Below are 13,188 nucleotides of genomic sequence, written 5' to 3'. Positions count from 1 at the left end.
GTTTTAGTCTACGAATGTATCGAAAAACCAAAAAGCGACAATTCGAACGAGAAGAAAGGTGGCAGAAAATGAATCAGAACTATCAAACATCCCTATCATTCGAGTGGCATTCTATATTGGAAGCGGTTTCTAATCGATTCATCCCGGAAAATGAATGGCCGTCTGCGGCCGGCGGAGGCGCACTCGTCTATATGGAACGTAGGGCAAATGAGGATCCTTCAACTTGGAACAAGCTGATCGAGCCCGGACTCCGCGCACTCGAGTCGGAAGCGTTGGCCCGGTATGGGCACGCATTTTCAGAACTGTCCGAGGAACAACAGGATGGATTGCTTCAGGATGTCCAGCATGACCGCGTCCACGATTGGCCTGTTTCGTCCGCAATGTTCTTCAATGCATTATTGGAGCTTGTCGTCGATGGCTACTATGGAAATCCTGAATCCGGCGGGAATCGCGAAGGTAAATCATGGGAAATGATCGGTTTTCGGCCGGGTCCAGTATCCGGCGAACAGGGACCGCCAGTCGAAGCCGATTTGCCTTTACGAACACTTGATCAGCTACAAGACCGCTACGATGCCGTCGTTATCGGAGCCGGAGCGGGCGGATCGGTAGCGGCGGCGGTGCTGGCTGAGTCGGGCATGCGCGTTCTTGTCATCGAACTCGGCCGTTGGCTTCGGTATGACCAGGTAGGCCGGGACCATTTGCGCAACCACCGGCTGAGTAAATTCGGCCACAACACCGGACCTGATCTGGAGGGCAGTCCGCGTACGTTTCTTGATGTGGCTGGGGAAGAGAGAATCACTGCTCCGCATGAAGGAAATTACCACAACAACGCCATGACGGTCGGCGGCGGTACGCGGGTGTACGGCGCTCAGGCGTGGCGGTTCCATCCGGAGGATTTTCGAATGGCAAGCCACTACGGCATCCCGGACGGGAGTTCCCTTAGCGACTGGCCGATCTCGTACGAGGATCTGGAACCTTATTATGTGAGGGCCGAATGGGAGGTGGGCGTATCCGGTGACGGGAACGCCCACACCGGCCATGCCAAGCGGAGCCGGCCTTACCCGATGCCGGCTATGCCCTTGACGACGGAAGCGCGGCGGCTGGCGGAAGCGGCAGCCCGTTTGGGATGGGACGCCGGATCGGTCCCGCTGCTGATCAACTCGGTCGAGCGGGACGGCAGGCCGGCATGCGGACAGTGCGGCCAATGCGTTGGCTTCGCTTGTCCAACCAACAGCAAAAACGGGGGACATAACACGATGCTCGTCCGCGCGGCCGCCACCGGTAACTGCGATATCATCTGCGATACGATGGTGGAAAGGATTGAGACGGAAGGCGGGAAGCGGGCCACCGGGGTAAGGCTTGTGCAGGAAGCAGGCGGGAAGATCCGGCGTCAACTGGTGGCAGCCGGTCAAGTCATCGTAGCCGCCGGCGCGATCGAAAGCGCGCGTTTGCTGCTGAACTCGGCTACCGATGCAGAGCCGGACGGCATCGGCAACCGGTCCGGCCAAGTCGGCCGGAATCTGCAGGGTCATGTCTATACGGGCGCGTACGGTCTCATGGACGATCCGATCCAGGACGGCCTTGGTCCCGGTGTCAGCATCGCTACGCTTCGCTTCGCCCATGACAATGGAGGCGGCGTGATCGGGGGCGGACTGCTCGCCAACGAATTCACCCGGCTTCCCCTTATCCATTGGTACAGGGCACTTGCTCCAGACGCCCCGAGATGGGGGCTGGCAGGCAAAGAAGCGATGCGTGACAGCTATTTGCGCACCAGCCAGATCCAAGGACCGATTCAAGAGATCCCGACAGCGGAATCGAGAGTGCGTCTCTCACGATCAGTGAAGGACCGTTTCGGTATGCCAGTCGCCCAGCTCTCGGGCCAGGTCCATCCGGAGTCGCTGCGGGCGGCAGCGATGCTGGGCGAACAGGCCGAGAAGTGGCTTTGGGCTGCCGGTGCGCACCAGGTTTGGCGAACAAGTCCGGGAACCGGGCTTAGTGGCGGACAGCATCAGGCAGGCACGCTTCGGATGGGGGATAATCCCGCCACTTCGGTCACCGATCCGACGGGACGCGTACACGGTTATGACAACCTGTGGGTGAGCGACGGATCCGTGCATGTAACCAACGGGGGAGTGAATCCGGTACTGACGATTCTAGCTTTGTCATTCCGGACTTCGGAAAACATCGTGAAGCATGGCTAAAACGGTTATCAGCAGTAAATATCAGAATGTAAGTGAGATAACCCTCCATCAATTGGCGTGAGGAAAGTTCGATTATAACCTTTTATTACCATTTGATTGTGGTAGGATGATTGTATATGGAATCGAAATGATTCCTCACGCACACTACCTTTCTGAAAGGAAGCACATCGGATGAAGCTGGTTATCACAGGAGCCACGGGAAACTTAGGCGGGCTCGTTATAGACCATTTACTGAAAAAGATTCCGGGAAGCCAGATCATTGCAGTCGTTCGAAAACTGGATAAAGCTGCTTCGCTATCAGAGGCAGGGCTGGAAGTTCGCCAAGGCGATTACAACGATCCGGGAACGCTTCGCGCAGCTTTTGAAGGCGGGACCAAACTGCTATTTGTATCCAGTCCGGATACCGATGATCCGCTGCGGATCGTTCAGCATGCCAATGTGATCAAAGCTGCCAGAGATGCGGGAATCAGGCATATTGCCTATACCAGCTTCGCTTTTGCCGAGGAAAATCCGTTTGCACTCGTTCATATGGCCACCGAATATGCCATCCGCGCGAGCCGTATCCCATATACCTTTTTGCGAAATGGCGGATATGCGGAGTTTTTCATCAATGACCACCTTCAAGCAAATGTAGAACGCGGGGCGATCGTCACCAACACGGGCACAGGGAGAGTGAATGCGGTCAGCCGCAGTGATCTGGCACTTGCTGCCGCGACGGTACTGACCGGAGAAGGACACGAAAACAAGCAATACACGCTGGTTTCCAATCGTCCATGGAGTTTCGATGAGTTGGCGGAAGTTCTCTCCGAAGTATCAGGTAAGCACATCATCCATCAAAAGGTTTCTTTCGACGAAGAGAAGGCTATGCTTGTTCAAGCAGGCTTATCGGAATCTTTAGCTCAAACGACGGCCTTTATCTATAACAATGTTGCAGAAGGAACTATGGAGAAAACGACCGACGATTTACATCAATTGATCGGACATCAGACGACGCTTAAAAAACTTGTTACAAAAGTTTTGCAAGCCTAGGCAAACTGGTAGACAGCCGCTTGAGGTACACATGATCCCTAAGACTTCTGGTCCTAGGTAACGTTCAGTAAATAAGTAGAAGAAGGGCAAAAGGTGAGGGTTCACCTGATGCTCTTCTTTTGTTGCGTCCGATCGTTCCCCTTACGTGACAACCGCGTAAGTTTGGTGTAAGAAAGAACCCTAGGAGAAGTAAGAATCTTGGGATAAACTTGCATGAGATATCCACTCATTTCGCAATAGGGAGCAGAATTTATGGCACAGAATCGCAAGGTTATCCTGATCATCACTATCCTTTATACAGTCCTCATTTTATATTTTATGTTTTTTGCGTTTGGCAGAATCGGAGCATCGCACCAGATTACAGAGTACGAATTTATTTTTACGCCCACTGATTTTTATCATGTACCGGATTTGCCTGATTTGTTTCGATTTTCCTTAATGGCTCTGTTTGGTTTTGGCAACTTCGCTGCATTTATTCCTTTCGGTTTTTTGATTCCGATGTTGTTTCCCATGCGCTACGTTCGATTTATTACATTGTTCTTTTTGTCCATCATGGTGGTCGAAACGGTACAAATGCTTACTTATCTGGGCAGCGGCGATATCAACGACGCGATTCAAAATTCTATAGGTGCATCCATCGGATACGCAGCTTACAAATTAGGATCAAACACAAAAACGATAAAGAAACAGCTTGTGATTTCCGGATTTTCCGCATTGTTCATTTTCGCTGGCGTATGGGGCTGCTGCGAAGTTATCGAAACGGCGCTGACCAAAAAAGAAGGACCTTTCGTTGCAATCAACGAAGTGAAGAACGCCAGTGGAAAAACGGTTCAACACACAGCACCATTTCGTTTTGAGTTGGGCGGCGAACAGGTGCTGCCTCAGTACAATGTGTTCAGTTTCAAAGAGCAAACGGCAGCAATTTACACTTCTGAACTAAGTGGAAAAGATATCATCCTCTATTTCAAGTATGGAGCAACGGGTAAGCTGGGAGGTACGCTTGCGATTTCGGTCGATGGGCAGCAGCTTCTGTACACAGAAGCATCAACCTACCAAGAGGGAGCTGCTGAAACGTACGAAATTCCAATTGAAAAAGCGAATAAACTTACAATCACCATAAAGGGAAATGCGAGATTGTGGGATCTCGGTTACAGGGAAATGAAGTATTTCTGGAATTAGTGCTTGCTGATGCGAAAAATGGAAGTCATTTATGTTTAATAATATAAATCATTAATCTGATTAATTATTGAAGACAGGGAGTGTCCTAAATTAGGATATTCCCTGTTTTTTTGCTGTAAATGGTGGTTTTCCGGCCTTCCGTACACAGCAAAAATGCCTGAATACATTGGAAAATTTTATTGACAATCGTCATTAAATATTGTTTCATTTTATTAAACTAAGTTGAATTTCATTCTATTTAGGAGATCAATGTGATGGAATTGGGGAGTAAGATCCGAAAAATTCGCAAGGACCAAAATCGGACCCTGGACGAAATCGCCCATGCCTGCGGCTTTACCAAAAGCCTGCTGTCCAAAATCGAAAACGGAAAAACGGTGCCGCCCATCGGCACGCTGATCAAAATCGCCGAGGCGCTTGGAACCAAAATATCCATTTTGCTTGATGACAGCGACCAAAACGGGACGGTGTATACCACAATGACGGGGACCCTGGATAAGATGGTCACGTCGGAAAAAGGATATTCGTTTTCGGCCATCGCGGCCGAGCGGCCCGAGAAGTTGATGCAGCCCTTTTATTTTGTAGCGAAGAAAGGGAAGACGGAGAAGCGAACGGTCTCCCATGTCGGGCAGGAATTCATTTATGTGCTCGAAGGGACCATGATTTATTATGTCGGCCAGGAAGCTTATACACTGCATGCCGGCGACAGCCTGTATTTCGACTCCTACGAAAATCATAAATATACGCCCATCACGGATGAAGTAAAGTACTTGTCGGTTTTCTGTTCGGATTCCAAAGCTTGAGTCCATCTAACCGGCAATGCCCGGTAAGTTGATGTCTGTCCTTGTTGTAACATGCTCATACAGGATTCTTGTAAACGGTTGGCAGCGCCATCACCTTCAATTTACTTGAAACCCGGATGGGCATTTTTTGTACCATTCATACGCAGGGGGGATTGGATATGCTGAACGTCTTAGTCGTTGACGACGAGCCGAAGCACAGACAAGGATTGTCGCGGATGCTGAAAAATCTGAGGCCGGAGTATCACATCTTTAATGCCAGGGATGGTGCGGAAGCGCTGGAGAGGATGGAGACCCATCCGATCGATCTGGTATTTACAGATATCCAGATGCCGATCATGGACGGCCTTGAATTCGTGGAACGTTTGACCCGCCGCGGGGGGAGCGAAAGCGTGGTGATTTTGAGCGCCTACTCGGATTTCGCCTATGCACAGCGAGCGCTGCAGCTCGGGGCAAGCGATTACCTGCTCAAGCCGGTGGAAGCCCAGAAAGTTACGTCTCTCCTTCAGAAAGCCGAACATAAGGCGGGAGCCTTGCGTGAGGCGACCATCGAATCGGCTTTGTCCGAACTGCTCGAGGGAAGTCCTGCCGAAACAGACATTAATTTGCTGCAGAGGTCCTTTTCAGGCAGGAGACGCGGAGTCTCGCTGGGTGCCGTGATCCACACAAGTGGTGCGGACCGGAAGCGGATGCTGTCCCTGCTTAAACGCATGCTTGCCCACATCATGGAGGAATCCGGTCTTGCCCATGCCTTTTACGTTACGGATCAATGGTTGAGGGGGGTGATCCTTAGCGCCGATGCCGCGTTTGACGTCACTTGCGAGCTTGAAGCGAAACTGCAGGAACTGATGGATCATTTTCAGAAGGAGCATAACCAGGAACTAACAGTAGGCATAGGCATGTACTTTACAGAGTGGGGGCAAGGGGCGCAGTTGTCTTATCAGCAGGCGCGCTTTGCACTTCAAAGCTTATTTTACGACGGGCCGGGAAAATTGTATAAGTCTGACCAACAGAGCCCTAAAGACCCGTCCGCGATCATCCATTTGGATGCAGGCAAACTGGCCAAAGCGATTCTATCCGGCAAAAGGGATGACATTCATGCGTGTCTGAAGACCGAACTGGAGCGTACATTGGCCCAGGGATATCCCGATCCCTCCAGGTTGAAGTATTCCGTCGCCGCCTCGATTCACCATGTCACTTCAATTTTGATCGAAAAGGGACTTTCTCATCTCCCCCATGCCGCTTTTGAAGGAGCACTGATGCGCTGCAGCCGCATGGATGAATTACAGGAGACAGCGTTCCAGTGGGTTCTAGAGATGGCCAATCATTTAGATCAACGTAGACAGTGTAAAAGTGAGACCGTGGTGGACAGCTGCAAAGCCTATATTGAAGCCAACTATGGTGAGGAGGATTTGTCCCTGAGCACACTGGCCGTGAAGTTTCATTTTAACCCCTCGTATTTTTGTATTCTGTTTAAAAACCACACCCGTATGACCATCCACCAATACATCACCCATATCCGAATGAGGGCGGCGGCCAGCCAGCTGCTGCAAACCTCCCAGAAAGTTTACCAAGTGGCCGAGAACGTGGGCTACAGGGACGTGAAGTATTTTATCCGTCTGTTTCGGAAGGAGTACGGCACAAGCCCGGATGAATACCGTCATTTATCCGCTACCCGCATATAAGGAAGGGATGTTCATTGAGAAGCCGCCGATTGATGCCGCGATTTCAGGATCTGCGCTATCGAACGAAACTGATGTTGTCCTATGCCCTCATCGTCACCATTCCCCTAACGATACTCAGCTATAGATATTTTGTGTCGAGCAGCGGGTTTATTTCCGACTTTGCCAGACAGAACCTGTACTCTATTGTGAAGCAGAACAACGAAATTATGGACGCCGAGCTCACCAGGGTCGAAGACAGCAGCCTCGCTTTGATCGCGGAGCAGGTTCTGTACGAACAATACCTCAATGCGGATCCGAAAGACGAATACCATATGATCACGATGGAAAAAAAGGTAAGCCGGGCGCTGAATACATATTTTCCAGACTTGAAGCACATGTACTCCATCCACTTAATCACCAGCTATTCAGACATCGGGCCTACCGGTGCTACGTCCTTTATCCCTTATGAAGGGTTTAACCAAACAGCCCTGTATCAGGCTGCCGTACAAGCGGATGGGGGAATGGCTTGGGTCCCCACGTTTTCGTTTGGTGACATGTTTCATCGGGATGCCGGGTCTCCCGTGCCCTCCGAGAACGTTCAGCTTCTGGCCGGCGTCCGGCTGCTGAAATTGTTTCGGATCAATAACGGGGAGGTGATCGAGCTGCAGGGTGCAGCCGAGCTTCCCGTGCTGGTCATCACCTATCAGCCCGATTATTACCGTTCCCGCTTCGCCAGCGTGCTCCCATCTACCGGGGCTTCTTTTTTTATCATGAGCCGGGACGGTCAGAGGGTAGCCGATTCGCAGGAAAAGGATTCTACGATGGATGAAACCTCATTGAAAAGAATGGCGGAGATGAAAAGCGGCACTCTCACGATCACAAGAAACGGTAAGCCGCTTATCGTATGCTTCGATACTTCCGAGGTGACCGGCTGGATTTCCGGTGTCACGATCTCGCCGGAGGCGCTCGGCAGCGCCTTTTTGCCGGAGGTGAAGTCGTACACGTTCTATTTGACGCTGATCCTTCTGCTGGTCTCGCTTCTCTTGGCATTTTTTCTGGCCAACTCCATCACCAAGCCCATTCAACAGCTGCTTCGAGCGATCAAAAAAACGGGAGAAGGGGAATTCGATACCCGCGTCCCGGTCAAATCCTATAACGAGATGGGGCTGCTCATCCACAAGTACAATCAAATGAATGTTAAAATCAACAACCTGATCGAAGAAAACTATAAAGTGAAGCTGAGAGAAAAAGAAACTCAAATTATGTCCCTGAACATTCAGCTGAATCCGCATTTTCTGTATAACACGCTCAACATCATGAACTGGACGGCGCTCGAGAACGAGCAAAACGACTTAAGCGCCATGATCGTCAGCTTGTCTTCCATGCTGCAGTATACTTCTGCAAGCAATCAGGACATCGGCGACCTGGAGGAGGACCTGAATTGGTTGAAGCATTATTTTTCGATTACCGAGCAGCGGTTTGAAGGCAAATTCACGGTAACCTATGACATCTCGCCTGAGCTGTATTCCTACAAGGTCCCAAAGCTGTTCCTGCAGCCCTTTGTTGAGAACGCCATCGTTCATGGCTTCGCCCGCCTGCACAGCGGTGGAAAGATTGTGATCCGGGGTCGGCTCATTGGGGATGAGCGGATCTTCATGGTGGAGGATAACGGAATCGGCATCCCGCATCACAAATTGGCTGGTTTGACACGGGAAGAGAGCCGCTCTATCGGCATCCGCAACGTTGATCAGCGAATCAAACTCATCTACGGTGATTCCTACGGCGTGACCGTAACCTCTGAAGAAGGCAGGGGAACGACCGTCATTATTAAATTGCCGCTATGAACAACACATAAAAATTGTCCACCATTCCAAAAATGTTCGAATTTTTTTTGAACCTCCGCTTTTTTACAATGAATTTACAAACATCAAATCCATGTGATTGGAGGGTAAAAGAATGAGAATTTCCAAATTTCTCGCTGGGATCGCTTTACCCGCTTTACTGGCTGTAACCGTTTCCCTTTCGGGCTGTTCGGGCAGCGGAGGATCAGCCCAAAGTGAAGGTGGCACCAAGGATGGGGGCAACGGGGAAGAAAAGGTCACCCTAAAGTTTGCTTTCTGGGGAGACACGATCGAAAAGAAGACGGTCACGGAAGCGCTCGAAAGCTTTGAGCAAAAAACCGGCATTCAGGTGGAGCCTATGCACATTCCGGCGGACTATTTGACCAAGCTGACGACGATGGTCGCAGGCAATGTCGCACCAGACCTCGGATATTTATCATCCGGAGCGGCACTAAGCTGGGGGAAAGACGGGAAGCTGCTGAACCTGGCTCCGCTGATCGAGGAGGACAAGGAATTCAAGAAGGAAGATTATCTGGATCAAGTATGGTATGAAATCGAACCGGGCAACACGATCGGCATGAGTACGGCTGTAGAAGGTTACGGACTTATGTACAACAAGGATATGCTCCTAGAGGCGGGTGTCGAGCTTCCTCCCACGCAGGCAGATAAGGCATGGGACTGGGATACGTTCATTGAGTACGCAAAGAAGCTGACCCTGGACGATCAGGGACGAAATGCGCTCGACCCTAATTTTAATCCGAATAAGATCAAGCAGTTCGGCCTCCAATACGACCCGTACAACATGATGGCTGCGGTGGTCTCGAACGGCGGTAATTTCCTGACGGAAGACGGAAAAGGATTCGGGCTGGCGAAGCCGGAGGCGATCGACGCGATTCAAAAGCTGGCGGACTTAATGTATGTGCACCACGTATCGCCGACGCCACTGCAGACCAAGAGTCTTCCTGACATGGCGCTCCAGACCAAGAAGGTCGCCATGACCGTATCCGGCAACTGGGCGCTCCAGGCTTTTGCAGAACAGGATTTCAATCTTGGGGTCGGTGTCCTGCCTAAATTAATGAAGAGCAACACGCTGCTGGACGGCGCGCCGACGGTCATTTTCAAATCGACCAAGCATCCGAAAGAGGCATGGATGCTGTATAAGTACATGGCGGATCCGGAATCGGTGCTGCCGCTGATCGAAGGCGGCTTGTGGATGCCGCTCAAGAAAGAGTGGTATACGAATCCGGACCTTATCAATAAATGGGCGTCGGGGAACAAGGCTCACCCGGAGGGATACACAGATGCTTTCATGAAACAGACGATTGAAAACGGCATCCGGACCCCTGGCTTTGAAGTGAAGAACCTGGATAAAATCAATGCGCTGGTGACCCCTGCCCTTGACTTGGTATGGACCGGCAAGAAGTCAGCGGAGGAAGCACTGAAAGAGATCGAACCTAAAGTACAGCCGCTGATTGAAGGCTATTACGGCAAATAACCCCGTCCGAACGAACCGATCCAGAAAGGAGGGATTCCCATGCTGCACAAACGCCGTATCGCCGTGGCGGGCATTCTCTTCGCCCTGCCCAGCATCTTTGGGATTATACTGTTTGTCATTCTGCCCATGCTCACCAGCTTGCTGCTCAGCTTTACGGATTACCGGATCGTGAATACGCCCAAATTCATCGGGTTTACGAATTATAAGCGGCTTTTCGACGGGACGGATCCTTATTTTTACAATTCGCTGTGGGTGACCTTTAAATACGTCATTCTCCGCGTTCCGCTCGGACTGATCGTCTCATTTATCGCCGCTTTCCTGCTGAACATGGAATTTATCCGCGGCAAATCGGTGTTCCGCACGATCTTCTATTTGCCGGCGATCGTGCCGGCCGTTGCGTCCTCGATGATCTGGATCTGGCTGTTCAGCCCGGACCTGGGACTGTTCAACAGCTTCCTTGAAGCGCTGAATCTGCCCACCTTAAATTGGCTGTACTCTGAAAATACGGTGGTTCCTTCGATTGTGATCATGAGCCTGTGGGGGATGGGAAGCACGATCATTATTTTCCTGGCAGGCCTACAAGGTGTACCCAGATCCTTGTATGAAGCCGCCATCGTGGATGGTGCAGGTGCGGTCCGGAAGTTCCGCCATATCACCATTCCGATGATGACGCCGATCATTTTCTTTAACCTAATCATGGGGTCAATCGGGGCTTTCCAAGTGTTCACGGAAGCTTTGATTATGACGCAGGGAGGACCGAATAACGCCAGCTTGTTCTACAACTACTACATCTACCGTCAGGCTTTTCAGTTCGGCGAAATGGGGCAGGCCTCAGCCATCGCCTGGATCCTTTTTATCATCATCCTGATCGTCACGGCGATCTTTTTCCGGACATCCAAGTCCTGGGTATTTTACGAAAGTGAGGTGTAGCGCCCATGAGGAAAAGCCGCCGGGTCTCGCAGATCATCGTATACGCCATTCTCATCCTGGGGAGTGTATTCTGTTTGCTGCCATTGTTCTGGTTAGTACGCAGCTCCATGATGTCATCTATGCAGATTTTCGAGATGCCGCCCAAATGGATTCCCTCGCCGTTCCGGTTTCAAAACTATACGGAGGCGCTGACAACCATCGATTTTCTCCGTTTTTTTCGGAACACCTTAACCATTACCGCCAGCTGCCTGATCGGAGCGCTAATCAGCAGTTCGCTCGGGGCATACAGCTACGCAAGGCTTGACTGGCCAGGAAAGAAATTTTTCTTTGGATTGCTGCTCGCCAGCATGATGCTTCCCGGCGCGGTCACGCTGATCCCCACTTTTATCGGGTGGAGGCTTGCCGACCTGATTAACACTTACGTGCCATTGATATTGCCGGTTTGGTTCGGTTCCGCATTCGACATCTTTTTGCTGCGGCAGTTTTATGCCGGCATCCCGAGAGATCTCGATGAAGCGGCATATGTGGATGGGGCCGGCCCATGGACGATTTTCTGGCGGATCATCATTCCATTATCCAAACCGCCTCTGATTGTCATCGGTTTATTCTCGTTCATGAACTCGTGGAACGATTTCATGGGACCGCTTGTGTACTTGAACGAAGAAAGCAAGTTTACGCTGGCGCTTGGGCTGCAAATGTTCCAGTCGATTCACAGCGCGCAGTGGCATCTGCTTATGGCAGCCTCCACCGTGGTTATCCTGCCGGTCATTATCGTGTTTTTCATCGGCCAGCGGTATTTTATCGAGGGGATTACGCTGACTGGCATGAAGGGATAAGGAAGTAATTTTGCAGATTTGTGCAGCCGTCATTCAACATAGTTGAATGTTGTTACATTAGATTGATTATGAAGAAACCATAGCATCCTGTGCAGCTGCAAGGATGAATAAGGAGCGTGAACCTAACATGGAAGCACAGCGCCTCGTCATTTTAAGGGAAGAGCTTGAGCGTCAAGGTATCGATGGACTTTTGATTTCCAGCCCGTATAACCGCAGATATGTGACCGGATTTACGGGAACAGCGGGCTTTGTCGCCATAACGAAGAATCATGCATGGCTGATCACCGACTTTCGTTACACCCATCAAGCAACGGAACAGGCCAAAGAATACCAGGTTGAACAGCATACGGGCCAACCGCTTGAATTGATCCGGGAGAAGCTGAGTGCTGCAGGGGTGAGGAAGCTCGGGTTTGAGCAAGATCATCTCACATACGCGTCATACCAAACCTATGTTGAAACCTTTCAGGGCTTTGAACTGATCCCGACGCAAAATATTGTGGAAAAGCTGCGCGGAATCAAAGATGAGCGGGAGCAGGAGCACATTCGAAAGGCGATCGAAATTACGGACATGGCCTTTGAGCATATCCTTGGCTACATGAAGCCAGGCGTTACCGAAATGGACGTTGCCACGGAGCTTGAATACTTTATGCGCAAAAACGGTGCCGTCTCGTCCGCGTACCCGACGATCGTGGCTTCCGGCGTCCGTTCGGCGCTGCCGCATGGCCTGGCCAGCTCAAAGCCGCTGGGAATGAACGAATTTGTGACGCTCGATTTCGGTGCGAACTATGGGGGATATTGTTCCGATCTGACGCGGACGGTTTTTATTGGTGATCCGACGGAGCGGCATCAGGAGATTTACCGGATTGTGCTTGAAGCCAATCGAAAGACCTTGGAAGGCTTAAAGCCGGGGATGACCGGAAAGGAAGGGGATGCTTTGGCTAGAGACTGCATTGCCGGCTATGGGTATGGGGAGTATTTCGGACACGGGCTCGGTCATGCGTTTGGCCTGGAGATCCATGAACTGATGCGCTTTTCCGAAAAGACGGAGGATTTGCTGGAGCCCGGCATGGTTATGACTGTGGAACCCGGTATCTATTTGCCCGGCTTTGGAGGCGTCCGCATTGAGGATGACATTCTCGTGACAGACACCGGGATTGAAGTGCTGACGAAATCAAACAAAGAGATGATTGTCCTATAAAACGAAAGAAGTGATTGC

Annotated in this window: 10 protein-coding genes; all 10 read left to right on the top strand. The window is 51.0% G+C overall.

All coding sequences use genetic code 11. The features are described 5' to 3' along the window. The first annotated feature begins 68 nt into the window (after positions 1 to 68). The 10 genes from C7820_RS07940 to C7820_RS07895 all read left to right on the top strand — a co-directional run bounded on the left by C7820_RS07940 (position 69) and on the right by C7820_RS07895 (position 13,170). Entirely contained in the window at positions 69 to 2,201 is a 2,133-nt protein-coding gene (locus tag C7820_RS07940) for a GMC family oxidoreductase (protein WP_116230483.1), read from the top strand. Between the two features lie 171 nt (positions 2,202 to 2,372). Continuing rightward, positions 2,373 to 3,230 carry an SDR family oxidoreductase gene (locus tag C7820_RS07935; RefSeq protein ID WP_116230482.1) on the top strand — a complete coding sequence of 286 codons (858 nt, stop codon included), beginning with the start codon at positions 2,373 to 2,375 and terminating at the stop codon, positions 3,228 to 3,230. Between the two features lie 252 nt (positions 3,231 to 3,482). Then, the gene (locus C7820_RS07930; protein ID WP_116230481.1) at positions 3,483 to 4,409 is read left to right on the top strand and encodes a VanZ family protein; all 927 of its coding nucleotides are present in this window, start codon (positions 3,483 to 3,485) and stop codon (positions 4,407 to 4,409) included. Positions 4,410 to 4,663: 254 nt separating this feature from the next. Beyond that, entirely contained in the window at positions 4,664 to 5,209 is a 546-nt protein-coding gene (locus C7820_RS07925) for a helix-turn-helix domain-containing protein (RefSeq protein WP_116230480.1), read from the top strand. Between the two features lie 158 nt (positions 5,210 to 5,367). Further along, positions 5,368 to 6,891: a response regulator gene (locus C7820_RS07920; RefSeq protein WP_181908965.1), complete on the top strand. Its 1,524-nt coding sequence runs from the start codon at positions 5,368 to 5,370 to the stop codon at positions 6,889 to 6,891. 32 nt (positions 6,892 to 6,923) lie between these two features. Further along, positions 6,924 to 8,714 (top strand): cache domain-containing sensor histidine kinase, encoded by a 1,791-nt coding sequence (locus C7820_RS07915; protein WP_116230478.1) that lies wholly within the window; start codon positions 6,924 to 6,926, stop codon positions 8,712 to 8,714. A 112-nt stretch (positions 8,715 to 8,826) separates the two neighbouring features. Further along, positions 8,827 to 10,206 carry an ABC transporter substrate-binding protein gene (locus C7820_RS07910; protein ID WP_116230477.1) on the top strand — a complete coding sequence of 460 codons (1,380 nt, stop codon included), beginning with the start codon at positions 8,827 to 8,829 and terminating at the stop codon, positions 10,204 to 10,206. A 39-nt stretch (positions 10,207 to 10,245) separates the two neighbouring features. Then, positions 10,246 to 11,136 (top strand): carbohydrate ABC transporter permease, encoded by an 891-nt coding sequence (locus C7820_RS07905; RefSeq protein WP_181908964.1) that lies wholly within the window; start codon positions 10,246 to 10,248, stop codon positions 11,134 to 11,136. 5 nt (positions 11,137 to 11,141) lie between these two features. Continuing rightward, a complete protein-coding gene (locus tag C7820_RS07900) occupies positions 11,142 to 11,972 on the top strand; it encodes a carbohydrate ABC transporter permease (protein WP_116230476.1) in 831 nt (276 codons plus the stop codon). Positions 11,973 to 12,099: 127 nt separating this feature from the next. After that, the gene (locus tag C7820_RS07895; protein ID WP_116230475.1) at positions 12,100 to 13,170 is read left to right on the top strand and encodes a M24 family metallopeptidase; all 1,071 of its coding nucleotides are present in this window, start codon (positions 12,100 to 12,102) and stop codon (positions 13,168 to 13,170) included. Positions 13,171 to 13,188: the final 18 nt, after the last annotated feature.

Origin of the sequence: Paenibacillus sp. VMFN-D1 (assembly GCF_003386155.1) — a bacterium.
GTDB classification, from domain to species: Bacteria; Bacillota; Bacilli; order Paenibacillales; family Paenibacillaceae; genus Paenibacillus_AQ; species Paenibacillus_AQ favisporus.
Note: the sequence above shows the minus strand (reverse complement) of the source record. Positions and strands in the feature narration are given on the sequence as shown.